Annotated in this window: 15 protein-coding genes; 3 read left to right on the plus strand and 12 right to left on the minus strand. The window is 56.2% G+C overall.

The window, feature by feature from the left end:
- Nucleotides 1–93 precede the first annotated feature (93 nt).
- The 7 genes from E1H13_RS16870 to menA form a co-directional block, all read right to left on the minus strand.
- A complete protein-coding gene (locus E1H13_RS16870; protein WP_169614791.1) occupies nt 94–438 on the minus strand; it encodes a response regulator in 345 nt (114 codons plus the stop codon).
- Nucleotides 439–442: 4 nt separating this feature from the next.
- Nucleotides 443–4,579 carry a PAS domain S-box protein gene (locus E1H13_RS16875; protein ID WP_169614793.1) on the minus strand — a complete coding sequence of 1,379 codons (4,137 nt, stop codon included), beginning with the start codon at nt 4,577–4,579 and terminating at the stop codon, nt 443–445.
- 3 nt (nt 4,580–4,582) lie between these two features.
- Nucleotides 4,583–6,022 (minus strand): ATP-binding protein, encoded by a 1,440-nt coding sequence (locus E1H13_RS16880; protein WP_169614794.1) that lies wholly within the window; start codon nt 6,020–6,022, stop codon nt 4,583–4,585.
- The gene (locus E1H13_RS16885; RefSeq protein WP_169614796.1) at nt 5,910–7,217 is read right to left on the minus strand and encodes a PAS domain-containing protein; all 1,308 of its coding nucleotides are present in this window, start codon (nt 7,215–7,217) and stop codon (nt 5,910–5,912) included. Before E1H13_RS16885 ends, E1H13_RS16880 begins: the two co-directional genes overlap by 113 nt.
- An 82-nt stretch (nt 7,218–7,299) precedes the next feature.
- Nucleotides 7,300–9,762: a hybrid sensor histidine kinase/response regulator gene (locus E1H13_RS16890; protein WP_169614797.1), complete on the minus strand. Its 2,463-nt coding sequence runs from the start codon at nt 9,760–9,762 to the stop codon at nt 7,300–7,302.
- Nucleotides 9,763–9,903: 141 nt separating this feature from the next.
- Nucleotides 9,904–10,935, minus strand: a complete 1,032-nt coding sequence (locus tag E1H13_RS16895; RefSeq protein WP_169614799.1) for an o-succinylbenzoate synthase — start codon at nt 10,933–10,935, stop codon at nt 9,904–9,906.
- Nucleotides 10,935–11,843 (minus strand): 2-carboxy-1,4-naphthoquinone phytyltransferase, encoded by a 909-nt coding sequence (gene menA / locus E1H13_RS16900; RefSeq protein ID WP_169614801.1) that lies wholly within the window; start codon nt 11,841–11,843, stop codon nt 10,935–10,937. Before menA ends, E1H13_RS16895 begins: the two co-directional genes overlap by 1 nt.
- A 280-nt stretch (nt 11,844–12,123) precedes the next feature.
- Here menA and E1H13_RS16905 point away from each other — a divergent pair, with 280 nt between their 5' ends.
- Entirely contained in the window at nt 12,124–12,522 is a 399-nt protein-coding gene (locus tag E1H13_RS16905; RefSeq protein ID WP_169614803.1) for a single-stranded DNA-binding protein, read from the plus strand.
- 333 nt (nt 12,523–12,855) lie between these two features.
- Here the strand turns inward: E1H13_RS16905 and E1H13_RS16910 are convergent, their stop codons facing one another.
- The gene (locus tag E1H13_RS16910) at nt 12,856–13,215 is read right to left on the minus strand and encodes a DUF1823 family protein (RefSeq protein WP_169614805.1); all 360 of its coding nucleotides are present in this window, start codon (nt 13,213–13,215) and stop codon (nt 12,856–12,858) included.
- A 152-nt stretch (nt 13,216–13,367) separates the two neighbouring features.
- On the opposite strand from E1H13_RS16910, the gene E1H13_RS16915 reads away from it, so the two are divergent.
- Nucleotides 13,368–14,573, plus strand: coding sequence for an argininosuccinate synthase (locus tag E1H13_RS16915; protein WP_169614807.1), 1,206 nt, complete (start codon nt 13,368–13,370; stop codon nt 14,571–14,573).
- 841 nt (nt 14,574–15,414) lie between these two features.
- Nucleotides 15,415–15,597 (plus strand): hypothetical protein, encoded by a 183-nt coding sequence (locus E1H13_RS16920; protein ID WP_169614809.1) that lies wholly within the window; start codon nt 15,415–15,417, stop codon nt 15,595–15,597.
- A gap of 248 nt (nt 15,598–15,845) precedes the next feature.
- Here the strand turns inward: E1H13_RS16920 and E1H13_RS16925 are convergent, their stop codons facing one another.
- The 4 genes from E1H13_RS16925 to E1H13_RS16940 form a co-directional block, all read right to left on the minus strand.
- A complete protein-coding gene (locus E1H13_RS16925; RefSeq protein WP_169614810.1) occupies nt 15,846–16,613 on the minus strand; it encodes a HAMP domain-containing histidine kinase in 768 nt (255 codons plus the stop codon).
- Between the two features lie 48 nt (nt 16,614–16,661).
- Nucleotides 16,662–17,294, minus strand: a complete 633-nt coding sequence (locus E1H13_RS16930; RefSeq protein WP_169614812.1) for an L-threonylcarbamoyladenylate synthase — start codon at nt 17,292–17,294, stop codon at nt 16,662–16,664.
- 29 nt (nt 17,295–17,323) lie between these two features.
- Complete coding sequence (locus E1H13_RS16935; RefSeq protein WP_169614813.1) at nt 17,324–19,018, minus strand: glycosyltransferase family 39 protein; 1,695 nt, start codon at nt 19,016–19,018, stop codon at nt 17,324–17,326.
- A 447-nt stretch (nt 19,019–19,465) separates the two neighbouring features.
- Nucleotides 19,466–20,893 (minus strand): NADP-dependent isocitrate dehydrogenase, encoded by a 1,428-nt coding sequence (locus E1H13_RS16940; protein WP_169614815.1) that lies wholly within the window; start codon nt 20,891–20,893, stop codon nt 19,466–19,468.
- Nucleotides 20,894–20,957 lie beyond the last annotated feature (64 nt).

The following is a 20,957-nucleotide window of genomic DNA, read 5'->3' on the forward strand; positions in this document are numbered from 1 at the left end:
TGCTTCCCCCGATGGCTGGTGCCGTTCTTGGAGATATCGTGAGACCCACAGGTCGGACAGGTCATCTCAATAGCCATGCGCTTGTCTCCCTGGTTATCGTGGTGGCGTAGTCTGATTTTCCTTCGTCCCGTGCATTAATGCACTACCGGCAGCGGCTCTACCGGCGGCGTCTAAAACGCGACTGCCCACCCCACTGGTAATAATAATCTTGGCCTGGCAAGACAGCTGAGCCAGCTCCACCATCACCTGTACCCCATCCATGTCGGGCATGACCAGATCAACGGCAATGTGACTCGGTTGCCACTGGTCAAATAGTTGAAAAAATTCGGTAGGGCTGGGGGTAAAGCGAGTCTCTAGCCCAGCCAGTTGGGCTATGCGCTGAATCATTTCCCCCACCATGGGGTCGTCATCTAAAATCAGTAGACGTTGGGCAACCATGGTGCTATTCCTGTAGCTTGCTCTGGGGGGCAGACGGATCCAAAACCTGGCGCAGCTTTTGGGCCAGCTCAGCCCGGCGGTAGGGCTTGCTGAGCAAATGTACCCCAGGGTCTAGGCGGCCATGGTGGACAATGGCGCTTTCTGAGTAGCCAGAAGTATATAACACCTTAAGCTCGGGCCGCAGCCGCAGGGCCGCATCAGCCAGGGCCCGGCCACTCATAGCCCCCGGCATGACCACATCGGTAAACAACAGGTCAATATCTGGACGCTGGCGAATAATGTCTAGGGCCACAGAACCATTTTCAGCTACCACCACCTGATAACCTAGGCTTTCGAGTTGACGTTGAGCATACTGGCGCACCAGACCATCGTCCTCTACGAGCAGCACCCGCTCTGCCCCCTCTACTGAGTCCATCGTCCTATCCACATCCGAGCTCTCTCCATGACCGCCGACATACCTGGGTAAGTACATTCGAATCGTGGTACCTTCCCCCAGTTCAGAATAAATTTTAATCTGCCCGTTAGATTGCTTAATAAAGCCATACACCATGCTTAACCCTAGGCCGGTACCTTGTCCGATGGCCTTTGTGGTAAAAAAAGGCTCAAACACCCGGCTCAAATGATCGGGGGCAATGCCTGTGCCGATATCAGACACCGTAATCATGACGTACTGACCCGGTACCAATGCAGATGGATTTTGAGCATCGTCTGTGTCTACTCGTATACAGCTGGTCTCTAGGGTTAGGGTGCCCCCGCTGGCCATGGCATCTCGGCTATTAATGCAAATATTTAAGAGGGCACTTTCTAGCTGGGCGGAGTCTACTAGGGCCGGCCACACATCGGCCCTGAGGACCAGTTCAATGTCAATATGTTCCCCCAGGGTTCGCTTCAGCAAACCCTCCATGCCCAAAATCAGCGCATTCACATCTACGGCCTTGGGGTTCAACGCCTGGCGCCGGGCAAAGGCTAGCAGTCGCTGGGTCAACTCGGCCCCCCGCTGGGCGGCACTGCCAATCATCTCCGCTAAAGGATGCAGGGGCGAGGTGGGTTCCAGCAGTTCGGTGAGCAGTTCGGCGTTACCCAGCATCACCGTCAGCAGGTTGTTAAAGTCGTGGGCGATACCCCCCGTAAGCTGACCGATGGACTCTAGACGCTGGGATTGGCGTAGTTGCTCTTCCAGGGCAATGCGATCGCTAATCACCCGAAAATACACCGCCAACCCTTCGGCGGATGGATAGGCGTTGACTTCAAACCATTCGTCTAGGGGAGCGTAGTAAAATTCGAAATGTTGGGATATCCCCTTGGCCACGGCCTGATGGTAGCGGGGAAACAACTCAGAGTCGCGGCTACCAGGGAACGCCTCCCACATCACTTGCCCCATTACCGCGTCGGCTTTGCACTGTAGCACTCGCTCGGCTTCCCGGTTCAGGTAGGCAAAGCGCCACTGGTCATCCAGCAGGTAAAAGGCGTCGGTCATGCTCTCCAGGGTGGTGCGTAGGCGGCTGGCAAACCGCTCCAGCGCCGACTCGGCCTGCTTCTGGGCAGAAATATCCTGAAATGCGCCAATAATCCGCACCACCTCCCCAGCCGCGTTATATTCCGCTTCTCCCCGAACCCGAACCCAAAGGTGACGGTTTTGAAAGGTGAGAATTTCCACCTCCAGGTCAAAGGGTGTGCCTGTTTCTGCACAGTCGGCTAAGGCCGCCTCAATGGTTTGGCGATACTCGGGTGGGTAACGCTCTAAACCAATTTCCAGGGAAGCGGCCTGGTCGTTGGGCCACTCCAGCAGGTTAAACATCTCTGCGGACCAGTGCACCTGGTTGCCCTGGGCAAGGTCAATCGCCCAGCCCCCCAGCCGCCCCAACCGTTCGGCGATGCGAACCAGGGCCTGATTTTCTTGCAGTTGTTGAGCCATCTGGCGCTGCTGGGTGATGTCTTCGATCACCGCGACGGTATTGATGATTTGTCCGATGTCATTGCGCTGGGCGGCAACGCTGACGCGGCCCCACACCACTTGCTGGTCCTGGGTGATAAATCGCTTTTCCAGCACAAAGCTCTCTAGATTGTCCTGGAGCAAAGAGTGGACGCGATCGCGACTAACCGCCCGATCCGCTGGATGGGTAATTGAAAGGTAGTCGGTTTGCAGGAGCTCAGCCTCGGTGTAGCCCATCATCCGACAAAAGGCCTGGTTGACTTCTAAAAACCCACCCTGTAAATCTGCCGCCACAATGCCAGTGGCGGCAGCAGCAAAGGTACGGCGCAGCCGTTCCTCACGCCGACGCAACTTTTCATTCAACGCTTGCAGGTCATGGGCCCGTTGAACAATGTCTGCTTCCATCTGCTGGATGGGCTCCAACGTTTGCCCCACAGCTTGTCCTTCTCCTGCCTGCTGCCGGTAGCGCACGTAAGCGGTGACATCTTCCACCCGATGAATAATGTAGGCCAGGGTGCCATCCGGCCCGAACACCGGAGAGTTGAAGGGGTTCCAAAACCGTTCTTCAAAGCCACCCTCGGGGTGGGGAATCGGGTAGCGCAGCACCGCCATGCCATCGGCTCGCCGCCACTGTTTCACCCGCTCTAGGGAGGTGCGGAGGTTGGTTGTGCCAACGGCCTGGGGATCGCTGGGGTCATCCGGGAAAATGTCAAACAAACAACGCCCGATAATTTCCTCTCGCCGAGTCATGGTGGCTTGCAAATAGGCTTCACTGACGGCCACAATGGCATAATCTGCAGGGGTGACCACCAGGTACATGCCGGGGGCTGACTCAAACAGCGATCGAAAATGAGCTTTAGCCGCCTCGGCTTCAGCTCGGGCCGCTTTTTCCCCAGCCAGGGCGGCGGCGGCGGCTTGCTCGGCCTGCACCCGCTCGGTGACATCCAGCACCAGGGAAAAAATAGACATAATATTGCCGTTTTGAGCGAGCCGCACCGAGTTGTACCATTCACAGTGCACCACCGAGCCATCCCGAGTCAGGTTGCGGTTGCAACAAACATTACGCTTGACCTCGCCGTTAATCAGTTCGGTCATCACTGGCTCGACAGTTTTCACATCTGCGGGGTAGACAAACAGCCAATCCCCAGGATGCCGCCCCTTGACTTCGGCTTCGGACCAGCCAAATAGGGCTTCGGCCTGGGGCGACCAGCGGCTGACCCGAAAAGCCCAGTCCCACTCGATGACCGCTAAGGGCGAGTTTTGCAGGTGAAAGTTGAGGGTGTCGTGGGCATAGCGGAGGTCTTGCTGCTGTTGCTGCTGCAACGTTTGTGCCTGTTTCTCGGCGGTAATGTCTTGGGTGGTGCCGATGAGCAGCGGCGACAGCCTGTCATTGTCGGATAACCGCTGACCGCAGGTATGCAGGTGGCGCAGTTCACCATCAGGGCGAATAATCCGGTACTCAATGTCTAGGGGACTGTTTTCAGCAATTGCTTTGGCCTGGGCTGTGACCAGGGCTTGACGGTCGTCAGGATGAACCAGCTCTAAAAAAGCGTCCAGGGTTTCGTTAAAGCTGTTGGGCTCGACCCCAACGATCTGGCAGACACTCTCTGTCCACAGCAGGCGGTTTTCATGAACTAACAGTTGCCAGATACCCACCTGGCTGGTTTGCTGGGTGGCCGTGAGCCGCAGGGCCGTGAGCCGGTGATGGTAGCGCTCAAATCGCAGCTCCAGGTGGGTCATGGCTTGGTGGGCTAAGGCCCGCAGCAGGTCCATTTGCTCTGGGGTCAACTGGCGGGGCACCTGATCGATCACGGCCAGGGTGCCGAGGGTAGCCCCCAGGGACGAGACCAGAGGAATGCCTGCATAGAACCGAATGTGGGATGCCCCGGTCACAAAGGGATTGGTCGCAAACCGGGGGTCCTGGGTGGCATCGGTAACGACGAGAGGGGCTTCGGCATCTACGACATGGGTGCAAAACGAGATATTTCGGTCTGTTTCAGTGATAGACAAGCCCACCGCAGCCTTAAACCACTGACGATTTTCGTCTATCAGGGTGATGGTGGCCATGGGGGTGTTGCAGACATGGGCCGCCAGCTTTACCAGATCGTCGTAGGCAGGCTCTGGGGGGGTATCCAGCAGGTGGTAAGCGCGCAATATCTGCAATCGCAGTTGCTCTGAAAACGATTGGGGAGTCGGGGGCTGATGCATGGCTTAGGGTTCTGCGAGCACAGCACGGATTTTCTGGGCCAGCTCAGCTCGACGATAGGGCTTAGTTAACAGCTGTACCCCTGGATCTAATCTACCCTGGTGGACAATAGCATTCTCCGCATAGCCTGAAGTGTAAAGTACTTTTAAGCTGGGCCGGATCAGCTGGGCGGCCTCGGCTAAATCTCGCCCACTCATCCCCCCTGGCATAATCACATCGGTAAATAGGAGATCGATATCAGCCCGCTGATGAATGATATCTAGGGCTTGGGCCCCATCTCTGGCAGTAATCACCCGATACCCCAACATTCGTAGCTGTTCTTGACCATAGCGGCGCACTAGATCGTCGTCTTCTACCAGCAAAATGACTTCGGCCCCGCCTACGGTAGCATGGCCGGTAAGGCTTAAGGCCTGCTGGTCAGGGTTAAGGCATCGCGGCAGGTACATTTTGACGGTCGTGCCTTCGCCCAGTTCAGAGTAAATTTTAATGTGGCCTTCTGACTGCTTAATAAAGCCGTACACCATACTCAGCCCCAGCCCTGTTCCTTTACCTTTGGCTTTAGTGGTAAAAAAGGGCTCAAACACTCGCTCTAGGTGGTCTGGGGGAATACCAGGGCCGGTGTCCGAGACGGCAATCATTACATACTGACCGGGCTGCACCTCGGCATGTTGATCGGCATAGTCTTGGTCTAAGCGGGTGTTGGCAGTTTCTAGGGTAAGGCGGCCACCCTGGGCCATGGCATCACGGGCATTCAGGCAGAGGTTCAGTAGGGCATTTTCCAGCTGGGCCGGATCAACCAAAGCTGACCAGAGACCGCCTCCCCTCACCCATTCCAGCTCAATGTGCTCCCCTAGGGTGCGGCGCAGCAGAGCATCCATGCGACCCAGCAGCTGATTGATATCCACCGCTTTGGGATCTAGAGCCTGGCGGCGAGCAAAGGACAACAGCCGCTGGGTCAACTCGGCCCCTCGCTGGGCGGCATTGACCACCATTTCGGCCAGGGTATGCAAAGGCGCGGTGGTGTCTAGCTGTTCAACTAGCAACTCGGCGTTCCCCAAAATTACCGTTAGCAGGTTGTTGAAATCATGGGCAATACCGCCAGTCAGCTGACCCACCGCTTCTAGGCGCTGGGACTGGCGTAATTGTTCTTCTAGGGTGATGCGATCGCTAACATCCTGAAAATACACCGCCAGCCCTTCGCTGGAGGGGTAGGCCCGCACCTCAAACCAGCAGTCCAGCGGGGGATAAAACTCGCGAAATTCCACGGTGATGCCTTGATTCACAGCCCGTTCATACTGGTGCTGAAACGTGCTACCCACCGCCTCTGGAAATTCATCCCACACATTTTGGCCCAACAGTTCGGATCGTTGCCGTTGCAGCAGGTGTTCGGCCTGGCGGTTTAAGGAAGGTAAATCGCCACTGGCGATCGAGAATAAAGAAAGCATCGGTAATGCTTTCCAGGGTGGTATGGAGGCGGTCGGCCAGCTGGCGGGCCTCCTGTTCTAGCTGCTTTTGATCGTGAATTTCGATGGATGTGCCATACCACTTGATGATTTGACCGTCGTCATTGCGGATCGGCACCGCCTGCACCAGGTGCCAGCGATAAGCCCCGTCGTGGCGGCGTAAACGAAATTCAAACTGATAGGGGTTCCCGGTTTGTACCGATTCCATCCAGACGGCCAGACAGGGGGCGACATCGTCGGGGTGTAGCAGGGTTTGCCAGTACTGACTGGGATGGGGGGCGGGGGCTAAAATGCCGGTGTAGGTGCGTAGGGCATAGCTGGCATAGTCAACGGTGCCATTGGGCTCGGCGGTCCAGACAATCAGGGGCATGGCGTCGGCCAGTTGGCGAAACCGCTGTTCGCTACGTTCTAAGAAGGCTTCAGCCTGTTTTCGGGCGGTAATATCCTGAAAAGCCCCCTGCACAATTACAATTTCACCCTGAGAGTTATAGTTGGGCTGGCCAATGGCGCGGACCCAGACCCGGCGGCCTTTGGCGGTAATAATTTGCAACTCTTCGTCAAAGGGGATGCCGTCTTGGGCACAGGCGGTGACTATTGCGGTGATCCGATCGCGGTATTCCGGCGCATAAAAGCTAATCCCTTGCTCTACGGTGGGGGAAAACCCCGGTTCTACCTCATGAATGCGGCAGACTTCATCGGACCAGGTGCAGGTGGCTTCCGGCAGGCGTACCAGCCAGCCCCCCAGGTGACCAATTTCACTGGCGATTTCTAGTAGACGTTGCTGCGATCGCAGGGTGTCATAGGTTTGGTTCAGGGCCAGTTGGGTGGCTTTGACTTGATCCAGGTGATGCAACACCACTAGCACAAGGCCGCCGGTGATGGCACTGGCCAGCCCCGATAGCCCCCGATTGGCAATCACATAGCTGATGGGGAATCCGTTCGGGGCTGGGGGCGACAGCCAAAACCCCAAGATCGTCAACAAAATTGCCGTTACGCTGACACCGATCACCCAGCGCCGACGGCGCGACAGCCCCGCTAGCACCACCAACAGGGGATAGAGGGTGCCATGGGCAAATCCCAAAGGGATGGCCGTGTCGGTGATAAACACCACCCCTAGCCCTAATAGGACTAAAAATTGAGCCAATTTGGCAGAAATGGACGACGACCAGGAACTCATAGCCTTGAACGATTAACGGCTTGAGCTAACATCATATTTCTAACAATAGACCTATCTATCCATTCTGTACTAGCATCTTGGCTTAATCCTGGGTTGCCCCGTTGATAGCAGTCACCGCCTGGGGAAACAAGACCTTAAACCGAGTGCCGACATCCACTTCACTGTACACCTCGATTAGCCCACCGCTTTGTTTGACAATGCCAAACACGGTGGCCAGTCCTAAGCCAGTGCCCTTGCCGGGGGGTTTGGTGGTAAAAAAGGGCTCAAAGATATGGGCCTGGACCTCTGGTGTCATGCCAGATCCGGTATCGGTAATGGTCAACACCGCGTACGTTCCTGGTTGACAGTTGAGCTGCTCTAGGGCAATGTAGCCGTCTAAGGTGGCCATCGACGTTTCCAGGGTCAGATCGCCCCCCTGGGGCATGGCGTCACGGGCATTGACTACCAGATTTAGCATCACCTGTTCCAATTGAATGGGGTCAACCTTAACCGCCGGAATATCTGGCCTGAGCACAGTTCTAAGGCAAATATTTTGATTAATCAGTCGTTTGAGCAGTTGCTCTAGGTTCATGACCACGGTATTCAGGTCAATCACCTGGGGAGTCAGGACCTGCTTGCGGCTGAAAGCCAGCAGTTGCTGGGTTAACGCTGAAGCCCGCTCACCAGCGGTATGAATATCCACAGCCCAATTGCGGATCGAGCTACTACTAGGCAGATGAGACAACACCATCTCGCTATACCCCAGGATGACCGATAGCAGGTTGTTAAAGTCATGGGCTATGCCACCAGCTAACTGACCGATGGCCTCCATTTTTTGGCTCTGCAACAGTTGAGCTTCCAGGTTCTTTTTCTCGGTCAGATTTAGCATGCCGCCAATCATCCGTACTGGTTGGCCCTGACTATTGCGGATGACATAGCCGCGATCGCAGACATAGGCATAGTGGCCATCTTGGCACCGAAAGCGATATTCCTGGAACCAAGTGCTGTCGCCACGGTCTAGCGTAGTCTGGATAGAGGCCAATACCCGCTGACGGTCTTCCGGGTGCAGCCGGTCACGCCACCAGTCGTTGGCGGTTAAGGCTTCGCCGTCACCGTAGCCAAATAGGGTTTTGTAGGCCCCTCCTCGCCAGGTGAGATCGTTAACAATATTCCAATCCCAGATGGCATCGTTGGTGGCCTTAGATAGCAGCCGAAACCGTTCTTCACTATCTTGCAGTTGTTGGGCGGCGGCTTTTTGGACAGAAATATCTTGGAATGCCCCCTGCACCCGTACAATTTGCCCAGACTCATTCCGCACCGCCTCACCGATGGAGCGAGTCCACAATAAATGCCCCTTAGCGGTGATTACCCGCAACTGCAAGTCAAACCCTTCCCCGGTTTGGGCACAGCGATTAAAGGCCGTTATAATCTGACGCCGATCATCGGCTACATAATACTGAGGCACGTCATCCAGGCTAGGCATATGGTCTAGGGGGTGCTCTAAAATGCCATACATTTCTTCAGACCAGGTCATGGTCATGGTGGCTAAGTTCACCCACCAAGCCCCTAAGCGGCTTACATGGGAGGCCATCCGCAACAACGATTGATTGCGAGTCAGCTCTTGTTTAGCTTGGCGCTGCTGGGTAATATCTAAAACGCTGACTAGCACCAAGCTTGAACCACTGGTCCAGTCAGGAAAGGTCATGGTCACCAGGCCGTAGATGAGCTCGCCGGTCAGGGTGCGCAGGGCCATTTCGGTCTCGAACCCGCTTTCGCCCAGGCAAAAGGCCGTCAGCTCTTGTTTAAAACCCGGCAGAGTATCGGGGGTGGAAAAAATAGAGCCTAAAGACTGAATAATGTCCTGTTTGGTTTGGGCCTTAAAGATAGTTAAGGTGGCGGTGTTGATATCTAAAATTTTGACCGCCTCGATCGCCTGAATCACAAAGTCGGGATGCTCGTCGATATAGGCCGCCATGTCGGTGCCCCCCTGGCGCTGTAGATCTCGCACCATAGCCATGATCGCAGACCAGTCTTCTTCCCATAGGGAAACCGGTACCCCTTCAAAAATAGAGCGGTACCGTTGCTCCTGCTGGATCAACTGGGCCGTTGTTTCTGGGTAGGCGATCGCGGCTGGAGTTGCGGCTTGATCACTGGCTGTGGCCCGGCGTCGCTCCTGATGTTGATAACGGGTTTGGGCACAGGCGATCGCCCGCAGAATCTCAGTCCCCGATAGGGTTTCGCGGTACAACACATCCGCTGCCCCAGCCGCTATGGCCCCTAGCCCCAGGGGTAGTTGTTGTTGAGGGACCACAGCAATGATGGGTACCTGGGGAGCCTGGGTCTGTAGCCATTGCAGGGCGGCCAATGTCGCCGCCTGATTTAAATCCAGCAATATGCCATCAATCGCCTGGTTGGCTGCCTCAAAATGGGCCACCGCAGCCTGCACCGATGCCAGCGGCAGAATAGAGAGTTCGGCTGATACTAGGGCAGCCCCTAGGGCCGGGGGTAATGGCCTTACCCCGCCTTCGGCAATCCATAGCACTTGTGTTGCCCGTTGCCCAACCATCACATGTCTCCTGCCAGGATGTCTCCGACTGAGCCCAATCAACTTAGGTGCTGACAATGATCTTCTCGCCCAGATTCTGGTTGAACCTTGCAGATCATGGGTTTATTGTATGCAACCTTTACGGTGGAGAGACTGGCATTGTCATCTCAGCTGATTCCAGATGTGGCTTGGGGGCCAGATGTCCCAATCATCGTCGAACTGGCCCTGGGTGCCAAACCCCAGGGCGGGGATAGGCGATCGCCCCTGGTAACAGGCGGCAGCCACCGCTAGGGCCGCCTGGCGGCCAACCCGGGTTTCAAACACCGACGAAAACACCAGTTGCGGCGGCGAACATTGCCGACAAAAATCTTGCAGCTGCTGGGGAGAACCGGCGATCGCTGGTTTCACCACATATACCCCAGTCCAGCCCTGGCGGTGGCAGGCACGCAATTGGGGCAGGGTGGCCACCGACTCATCCAGGGCGATCGCGGTGTTATGTCGCTGGCTTAGCCGCACCAGATCTGGCCATTGGTCAGGGGGCAGGGGTTGCTCCAGATGTTCAATGGTGCAGCTGTGGGGATTGGCGTTAACGCGATCGCAGTGCTCCAACCAATGGGCTGCCTCGGACGCTGTCAGACCGCCGTTGGCATCGAGTCGCAGTCGGCAGTGGGACGGCAAGTCGTTGACCAGTTGGTCTAGCCAGGCCAGCTCATGGGCGACGGGAAACACGCCAATCTTCCACTTCAGGGTGCGATGGCCCAGGGCCACCCGTGGTGGCCAGCCCCCTAGCATCGCCTCCCCAGCCGGGAGTAAGCCACAGATCACGTCAGGCTCAAGACTTTCCGGCTCAAAGCAACTGTGGGTATGCCTGCTGCCCCCTCCCCTGGGCGGTCTCGGGCTGGGGTCTAACTGCCTCAAGGCCGATCCAATGGCAAACTGAGTGGCCGGCAACCGCGCAGGAATTCCCTCATCCGCTGCTAATGTCCCCGCCAGCGCCTGGCAAAACTCCAGGGCGGCTTCCAGGGTTTCACTGCCAAACCAGGGAATGGGGGCAATCTCGCCATAGACCACCCTGCCTCGATCATCCCTTAGCTGCAATAGGGCTCCGGCTCGCTCAGTCCAGACTCCATGGGCGGTTTGCAACGGCTGGTGAAACCGCCTGCGATACGGTCTAACCGTCACCTTAATGGTCATCAGCTCCAGGTGCTAAGCCAGAACCCCAGCGCCAGCAGCACCCCGCTCCAAAAGTGAAAACCAATGGCATAGAACTTGGCCCCACTCACCTCCTGGGGTTGGTTATGGAATTGATTCACATGGCGGGCTAACCGCCAGGCGGGCAGGGCACTGGCCAGGATTAGCCCCGTCCAGAGGGGAAATGTACCTAGAACGATGGCTAAAATCGCGATCGCAAATACCGCCCCACAGGCCCAGGGCACCAGGGCCGCTCCCTGTTTCGTTCCCAGGCGCACAATCGGCGATCGCTTACCTGCCGCCACATCATCATCCACCTGGTGAAAATGGGAGCAAAACAACACCAAAGTAGTGGTCAACCCCACAATTACCCCCGCCAGTTGACTGCTCCAGGACCAGCTTTGGGCTTGGCTGTAGTAAGCCGCCCCGATGGCTAACGGACCAAAACTCAAGAAACATAGCACTTCCCCTAGGCCATGGTAGCCCCAGCGGAAGGGCGGCCCCTGGTAGACATAGCCCAGGCCGCAGCACAGCAAGATAATGCCCAACACGGTCGGGTCTTGCTGCTGTAGGGCGATCGCCACCACCCCAGCAATACCCAGTCCCAGACAGAGATTGCCCAAGGCAAATACCAGCCCCTTATTTCGGGTCAGGTTTACCAACGAATGGGACTTATTGACATCAATCCCTGTTTCCGAGTCAAACACATCATTGGTCAGATTTTCCCAAGCGAGAATCAAAATCGCCGCCACCACAAATGTAAAGAAAATCGCCCCATTAAAGGTGCTGGTCTCGGCATAGGCGACCGCACTACCCACCACAATTGGCATAATGGCCACGCTGTACATGGGAGGTTTAATGGCTGCAAGCCAAAGTTTACGATCCGCAGGATTCACCGAACGAGTTGTCATAGCGTTGTCCTTCCTCCTGCCCCAGCATATCGCTAAGCTGCGCTTCCCCAGCTAGAAATTTATCCCCCAGACAAGGCCAAGAACGCCCCCATCTCGCCAACCACACTCCCCCGCCTCAACCCAGCCCATCCGTGAAAACCCGGACCCAGCGGCTGCAAAAGTTACGTGATTTTCCTTAGCAAATCTTTAAGCCCTCAGGTGCATATTGATGGAGAGCCACAGTCCTGCCTATCTAAGTAGGCAGATCATTGTGCATCTAACCCTTATAGGAGACTTAATTATGACTAGCCGAGGCCTCAATCTATGTACCCTGGCCGGTAACGTTGCTGCCGATCCCGTCATTCGCACCGTGGAACGCAAGTCGGGGGGGCAAGCCCAGGTCGCTGAAATCACTATTTATGTCGATCGCATACCCAGCCGTAAAGACAGCGACAGCTTTATGGTCGATGTTAGTTTTTGGGAAGGATCAGCCGCTTGGCGCAAGCTGGCTTACATCAAGAAAGGGTCGCTGATCATTGTCAGTGGCACGATTGATGCCTCCCCCTATATCAGCAAAACCGACTCCCAGGCCAGGGCTGGGCTACAACTCAAAGCCACAGATATTTTTCTAGATTCCCCTCCCCGCTCTGACGACGCCGTTAAAGCCGAGCAACCCGTCGCCGTCGGGGCCAAGTTCTAGAACGCCGGTACAGATCCCAGGGTTCTACCCTGGGACGCCCCGAAGTTCATGGCCAATGGCCCAACAACTCTGGGGTCTTGACATGCTGTACCGATACTCTAGAGGACTTCTTTTTCTACCCTCACCATAGAAGCAGGAACACTTTTCCCAATGGTAGGCATTGCCCTACGACAGCTGCGATCGCTGGGATCGTCTTTCTTGGAAATGTTCTAAGCCCCCTGGGCTCTCTTAAGGGTAGATCACAACAATCCACGGAGGGAGCGCCGTGGATGGAGATCCAGGATGCGGAAATATCTGCATCCTGTTTTTTTGGCCGTGATTGAAATTGATGGGTTAGGGTTTCAACTGACTTAACAACCAGTTGGCCATGGTGGCCCGCCGGGTCAGACGGGGGATTAATTGGTCAACGCTATACCCCTTAAAGCCCAATTCTTCTTTCAATAACTGCTTGTGGGGCTTAGGGATAGAACGGGTGAGTTGCACCGTGGCTGGACGACTGGCGATAAAGTCAGGCGGTTCAGGATATGGCTCAACCCAGGCGGTATCTACCCCTGAGTTATCCCAGGATTGGCTGGCGTCGTCATAGCGATAGCCCAGGTGGTGCCACACCAGACGATTGACAGTATCATCGTCCAACTGATCGTTGAGAATGGCCCAGATCGTATCGGTCGAGAGGGGAGGAAGAGACGTCATCGGCATTTGGAATCATCATGTTAGATCATCGCACAGGGGCAGACCCAGTACCTTCTATCATCCATTGTCATCAGATCTTGCTAAACCCTGGTCGTCCAAAACAAGAAACAGTGGATAATATTACCCCTGTACTGGATTAACAGGAATTGACCATGGGTCGCGCAGAAAAAGTCGTCTTAGCTTATTCCGGTGGGGTTGATACCACCGTCTGTATCCCCTATCTGATGAACGAATGGGGGGTGAAAGAGGTGATTACCCTGGCCGCTGACCTGGGACAAGGGGATGAACTAGAGCCTATTCGCCAAAAGGCCCTAAACGCCGGGGTTTCGCAGTCCTTGGTGGCTGATCTAACCGAAGAATTTATCCGCGACTATGCCTTTCCGGCGATTCAGGCCAATGCCCTGTACGAAAACCGCTATCCCCTCTCCACCGCCCTGGCCCGGCCGCTGATTGCCAAGGCCCTGGTCGAAGCCGCTGAGCGCTATGGGGCCGATGCCGTGGCCCACGGCTGTACGGGAAAAGGCAACGACCAGGTGCGGTTTGATGTGTCGATCGCAGCCCTCAATCCCAAGCTCAAAGTCCTCACACCAGCACGGGAGTGGGGCATGGGCCGAGCCGACGCCATCGCCTATGGGGAAAAAAACGGACTTTCCTTTTCGGTAAAAAAGTCCTCTCCCTACAGTATTGATCGCAACTTGCTGGGGCGCAGCATCGAGGCGGGTCCCCTGGAAGACCCCATGACCGAGCCCCTGGAAGAAGTGTTTTTGATCACCCAGGCGATCGAAAACACCCCTGATGCTCCCGAATACATTGACCTTGGCTTTACCGAGGGGATACCCACCCACCTGAATGGCAAAGCCCTAGATCCAGTAACATTGGTCACCGAACTGAATGGCATTGCTGGTCGCCACGGGGTAGGCCGCATCGACATGATCGAAAACCGCCTGGTGGGGATTAAATCTCGGGAAATTTACGAGGCCCCAGCCCTGCTGGTGCTGATTGACGCCCACCGCGATTTAGAAAGTCTGACCCTGACCGCCGATGTCACCCAGTACAAACGGGGCATCGAAGAAACCTATAGCCGCCTGGTGTACAACGGCCTCTGGTACAGTCCCCTGAAGCTGGCGCTAGATGCCTTTGTGCAGCAAACCCAAGCGCGGGTGACAGGTACTGTCCGCATGAAGCTGTTTAAGGGGAACGCCCGAGTGGTGGGCCGCCAGTCTGACCTGGCCTTGTATTCCGATGCCCTTGCCACCTATAACGCCGACGACCAGTTTGACCACAAAGCCGCTGAAGGGTTTGTGTATGTCTGGGGTCTACCCACCCGGGTGTGGGCCGAAAAACTGCGGGAAGGTTAGTACAGAAAGGCAGAAGTAAGAGGGCAAAAGGCAGAAAGGGAATCCCGCTCTAAGCAAAGGCTTGGGCTTGCAGAAGTGGGCGAGTGATTTCTGCCTCAGGTACTAGTGGTCTGTCAAGGCTAAAAATTAGGGTAAGTGCTTTGCAAAAGCCTTTTGTCTTCAGCGAAGTTGCCTCACTCGTCCCCTCCTTGGGAGGGGTGCCCGGAGGGGGGGGTGGGTCTCTTCATGTGAAATTTTGACGATAGCGTTCCTGGGCCAACGGGGCATTGTAGCGGCCATGGTAAAAATTCCATGAAAAACCCCTACATATAGCGGTTGATGCTTCCCACACCAAAAGTTTCCGATATAGTATGGGCAACCTGTCCTAGGTTGGTCATGTAAACCATAGCTTTTTCAGGGGGCAACCTAAGGCGGGAAGCTTTTGGTCTGTGGCCCATCTGGTTTATTCTCGTTCCCGTGCTTTGTGTGGGAGCGCTCCCTAGAGGCTCTACCTCTTCTCGCCACCATGGGGCGGTTCTGCTGTCTCAAATAGGTGTCTTGGCAGAGTGAGCGTACTAAGGAATGACGTGGTTTCAGCCCAGATCTCGATTTCTCGACTTAAGTCAGCATCCATGATTTCTGGATTCCAGGCTTTAGGCTTAAAGTTGGGTACTTCAAGACCATCTCAGGTTCTGGAGTTTTTCTCCTAGGGAAGCTTTACATCTGGATTAGAATTTGTTCTAATTCTTTCCGGAACATAAGGTTATCCCTTTGTATTCCAATATGTGTATACCAATTCCCTGTAGATTGTTCGATGCAGACAGTGTGTTCAAGGCCCTGAAACAGAGTCACAGCAGCATCTATGGAACTTGCAATTATTCTGGTTTTCGTGTTTATTATTTGGACTAATGAGGCTTTGTTTGGGAAATCTTTGGTTAAGGAAAAGCCAAAGAAAACCGCAGACGAAAAGTTTGCTGAGGCGATCAAAGATTACCTGAAAGAAGGTTTTAAAGTGAGAGTTGATTGCCCTAAAGACAACAAATAAATTAGTACGATACCGGGCCTCTCGCTTGACGCAAACGGTGCGTTCCGGCCAGAGCAGAAGGTTTTGCACCACCACCAGGCTGACCTGAGGCCGGGAACACACCCTGCACATAATTAAGCTTGCAGCGCTTCAACAGCGCAAAAATCAACCCTTTCAACCCATCTTGACAGGGCTAGCCCTGTCCACCCTACGAAAGCTACGATCGCTGACTTAACCTGGGGAGCTTCTTTCTCAGAAATCGTCTAAGCTCAGGGGATATCCCCAGCTGTTGGCGTTTCCCTGGGGAGTTGCAGGCTCCATTCTGTACCCTTGCCATCTAGCTGTCGACAGTCCAACTGTCCCCCCAGATGGGGGACAATGCGGGCGGCTAATTGCCCCCTGAATTCAGGGGAGAGATCGTACCCAGTTCGTGGCGAAGCCTCGGCTTCAGTAGCTGAAACCAACTCGGACAGGGGCTCTAGGGGGCGATCGCAGTGGAGGGTCAAGACCACCTCCTGGGAGACTGGGGCCACATCTAGGGTAATTACGTCACTACCGAGGTCAATGGCCGTATCCACCAACATCACCAGTAGTTGCAGCAGCCACTGGCGATCGCTCCACACCACGATCATCGAATCCACCTGGGCCACCATCAAGCGACAATGCCGGTTAAGGGATTTCATTTGGGTCAGCTGTTGCACTCGGTCTAACACCGGGGCTAGCGATAGCTCTTGCAGGTTAGGGGTGACCCCACCCACCTCTAACTTGGACAGGCTGATCAGCAGGTCCAAATTTTTCAGCACCGTTTGAATAGCCCCATTCGCCTGGATCAGAAACTCCCGCTCCTCGGCTGGGTTCTCGCACAGGTCTTCCAGAATCAGCTGGTGCAGACTAATGATTTGGTTGATCGGGGCTCGCAATTCGTGGGAGGCGCTGCCTAAAAACGCCGCTTGAAACTGCTGCTGCTGCTGTAGCCGGTCGTAGGCCAGTTGCAGCGCCTGAACCTGGGATGGGGTAGGACCGAGGGGGTGATCCATAGGGCAGCACAGAAAAGTGGGACAACGCAAAGGGTTGGGTCTAGTATGTCAGATTTGCAGGGTCACCGCCCCCTGGCGCAGAATCTCCCAACTGCTACCCGTCCAGCGGGCCACGGTGGAGGGTAGCCCCGATCCCTGGGGGCGATCGGCAGCGGGGGGTGGCTGGCCAGTTAAGGCAGGGTAAAGTTGGGCCAGGGCGTTGGCCGATAGCACTTGCACCGAGGGGAATGTCTGGGCGATCGCAGTCATGGTCTCTAGGGGCGGTTGGCCCGATCGGTTGACACTGGTGGTGGCCAGGGGGCCAGTGCGCTCTAGCAGGTAGCGGGCCAGGGGATGGTTGGGTACCCGCAGGCCAATGGTGCCCGTCTGCTGGGGGTTGATGGCCGCAGGCACGCGATCGCTGGCGGGCAGTACCAGGGTGAGCGCCCCCGGCCAGTGGCGATTGGCCAGCTGTTGCCACTGGGCGACGTCAGGGGCAGGGCCAATCACATAAGGGCGCAGTTGGGACCATGTGGCCCCCATTAAAATCAGGGGCTTGGTCTGGCTGCGCTGCTTCAGTTGATAAATGCGATCGCCCGCCTGGGGGCGCACGGCCAGGGCAGGTACCGTGTCAGTGGGAAAGCTGACCAAGGCTTCCCGGTTAACCGCATCCAGCCATTCCTCTAATGGGACTTCAGCCATAATTTCCTTTCCCTCGCTGCATCCCCGACCTAGCCCCTGGGGGTCAACGATCGATCAAACGGAGCTCGTAACAACTGCCAATCATCGACGGTGCCAATCACCTCGTGGTCGAGGTTTTCCAGTAACACCGCCTGGGCATTGACCCAGGCATAGGCCTCAGACAGCAAGTCCTGCCAATGGGCCAGGGGCTCTCCCAGATGGGGGGTATAGGCGGTCAGCAACATCATGGTGTCTTGCTGGGCAAAGACAGACCCGGCCAGGGGGACATCCGGCAATGGCACCACATGGACGGGATTGTGGGCCAGGGTCGATGCGATCGCCCCCGTGTGTAAGGCCTGCTTAATATCTGGGCTATAGTTTCCCCACAACCCGGTCAAGAACACTGCCGCCAGCCCCAGCCAAGGCCCCATCAGCCAGCCCCCCTGCCACAGCCGCTGCTGGAGCAGGGGTACCCGTCCCTGGCGATTCAAACCAATGATCCAGGGAACCAATCCGCCAATGCCCCCCAACAGCCCCACCCATCCATAGAGCCGCAGCTCTGCTGAAATCAGTTCGCCAGGGGTGAGCAGCAGGGCCAACCCAGCTGAGATTAACCCCATGGCTAACACTCCCAACCCCCAGCCCAGGGCCAAAGCCACCCGATAGCGGCTGGGGGCCGCCGAGCGATACAACCGTCCTAAATAGTGCAACCCTACCGCAGCCAACAGCGCCATAAACGGATAGATCGGCAGAGCATAGGAGCCATGGCGCGGTTCCACTAGACTTAATCCCACCAGCAGCACCAGCGGATACCCCAGCCACAGGGTACGACGCCCCACTTGAGGATTGCGACCCACCAGCCAGGCCCCCACCACGGTCAGCAACACCCAAGGCAGGGTGGTGAGCGGTACATGCCAGAGGTAGTAAGACAGCCTGGCAGTAGGTTCTAGGGTCATCGCAGGACCCCCCACCTCTGGGGACAACCCCAGCAAGCGCAACTGGCTCACCAGGGGATAGAGCGCCTCTACCCCCTGGCGGGCGACGATGTGCCCCAGCCAAATACCGGTCGGAACTGTCCCTATCCCCAGACCACAGTACAGGCCAGGATTCTGCAAGTGGTGGTGACTGTGGCGCCCCCGCACCAGGTAGGGGAGCAGGGCCACCAGGGGCAGCACGGCCATTAGCCCATTCACCAGGAACCCGGCACTGAAGGCGATCCCAGCCCCTAACCCAGCCCCTAATCGCCGGGAAGGATCAGCTTCGCTATGGAGCAGAGCCCAAATTCCCAACAGAGGCAGGGTCGCCCCCAGCATGTCTGGGGTGCCCAGCTTGCTCGCCTGGCTCCACAGGGGTAATACCACCAAAATAGCCGCCCCCCACAGACCACTCACTGGGGGCAGAAGCCGCTGCCCCACCCGCCAGGTTAGCCCTAGGGTCATAGCCGCCGCCACCATAGCTGGCAACCGCACCGTTAGCTCGCTATAGCCAAACCAGTGGTAGCTCAAGGCCATCAGCCACAGTAACCCTGGCGGTTGATCCACCTGAGGCATCCCCCCCCAACCAACGGTAACCCAGTCATTGTGCTGGAGCATCCACCGGGCCTGCTGAGCATAGTAGGCTTCATCCGCCCGCAGGCTGGGTTCGGGATGATTCAGGTAGAGCAGGCCGCCGCCCCACAGCAGCAGCCATAGCCAGGGCTGTTGTAACAGCCAACGGGAACCATAGAAGAAGCGTTTAGAGATCATTGGCGCGGGCCATCCCCAGATTTTTATAATCCCCCTCAGCGGTAGATACGGTCTGGGCCTGAGGCTAGGGGGCAATCTTAACGGTGCGATTTAGCCCCCTATACTAAAGCCATTCCCAAAAACTGGCGCTTGAGTTTTGCAGAAATGGGGCTTTAATCAATGCCTATTTTCAAGGCCTGAAACCTGGCAATCGCGACCTAACTCCAGATTCCTGGAACGCTTGTACAGATCCCAAAGGAGAGTCCACGAAGGGTTGTCCGTTCGCAAAACGTTCCTCAGGAAAGGATTGGGCGGTCCCCTCCTGGGAGGGGTGCCCGGAGGGCGGGGTGGGTTTCTCCGGGTTTGCATTAACCCACCCCTACCCCTCCCAAGGAGGGGATTTCGGACCTTGGCGCTACCAAATCTCTACATCTGTTAACCCTCAATTCAAGACTTGACGCTGCATTGCTAATCGCCAAAGTGACGAATAATCGCCTCGGCAAACTCCGAGCACTTGAGCGGTGGATTCACCGGCGGTTCCATCAGACGAGCCAGGTCGTAGGTGACTTCGCGGTTAGCGATCGCCCCACCAATCCCCTTTTTAATCAGATCGGCGGCTTCTTGCCAGCCCATATATTCCAGCATCATCACCCCTGACAGGATGACAGAACCGGGGTTAATCCGATCGAGACCGGCGTGCTTAGGGGCGGTACCGTGGGTGGCCTCAAAAATGGCGCAGGTATCGCCAATATTGGCCCCTGGCCCCATGCCCAGGCCGCCGACAATGGCTGCTGCCGCATCGGACAGGTAGTCGCCGTTCAGGTTCATAGTGGCCAAGATCGAGTACTCATCGGGGCGAGTCTGAATTTGCTGGAAGATACTGTCGGCGATGCGATCGTTGACCATCACCTTTTCTTTCCACTGGCCATTGCCGTGGGTATCCCAGATAGCCGCTAAAATTCCCTTAACCTCATCGCAGGCTTCAGCCTTTTTTTCGGGGGTGAGGGCATCGTAGCCGGGTTCCACCTGGCGGGCATTGTCCTCAATGGAAATATCGGGATTATGCTCCTTATTGCTCAGCACCCAGGATTCTCGCTCTGTCACGCATTCGGCCCGAAATTCGGTGGTGGCTAACTCGTACCCCCAATCCCGGAACGCCCCTTCTGTGTATTTCATAATGTTGCCCTTATGCACCAGGGTGACCTGCTGCTTGGCTTTAGGTAGCCGCAGGGCATGCTTCATGGCCCGCCGCACCAGCCGCTGGGTGCCAGTTTTACTGATCGGCTTAATGCCAATGCCAGCATCTAGCGGAATTTGTTTTTTACCGTGCTCTGGGGTGGCGGGAATTAAATCGGTGTTCAGGATCTTGATTAACTGATCACAAATGGGGTCCCCCTGCTTCCATTCGATGCCGAGGTAAATGTCCTCGGTATTTTCCCGATAGATGATCACATCTAGCTTTTCAGGACTGCGGTGGGGAGATGGGGTGCCAGCATAATATGTGCAGGGGCGAACACAGGCATAGAGATCGTTAATTTGACGCAAAGCCACGTTTAATGAGCGAATGCCACCCCCAATCGGGGTGGTCAGTGGCCCCTTAATCGCTACCCCATATTCGCGAATTGCTTGCAGGGTATCTTCTGGCAAGTATTGAAACGTACCGTACTGTTCACAGGCTTCGTCGCCAGCGTATACCTTAAACCAGACAATCTCCCGCTGGCCACCGTAGGCGGTCGCCACCGCCGCATCAAATACCCGCTGGGCCGCAGGCCAAATATCGACCCCCGTTCCATCCCCACGAATGTAGGGAACTATAGGCGTATCTGGTACGACGGGTTCGCCATCTTTAAAGGTGATGCGTTCACCCACGGAGGGAGGAGTAATTCGTTCGTACATCGCAAACTGCCCGCGAAACGACAAAACAACCCATAGTCTAATCCGCTTTTGGGGCTTAGAACCG

The organism is Nodosilinea sp. P-1105, assembly GCF_012911975.1.
GTDB lineage: Bacteria > Cyanobacteriota > Cyanobacteriia > Phormidesmidales > Phormidesmidaceae > Nodosilinea.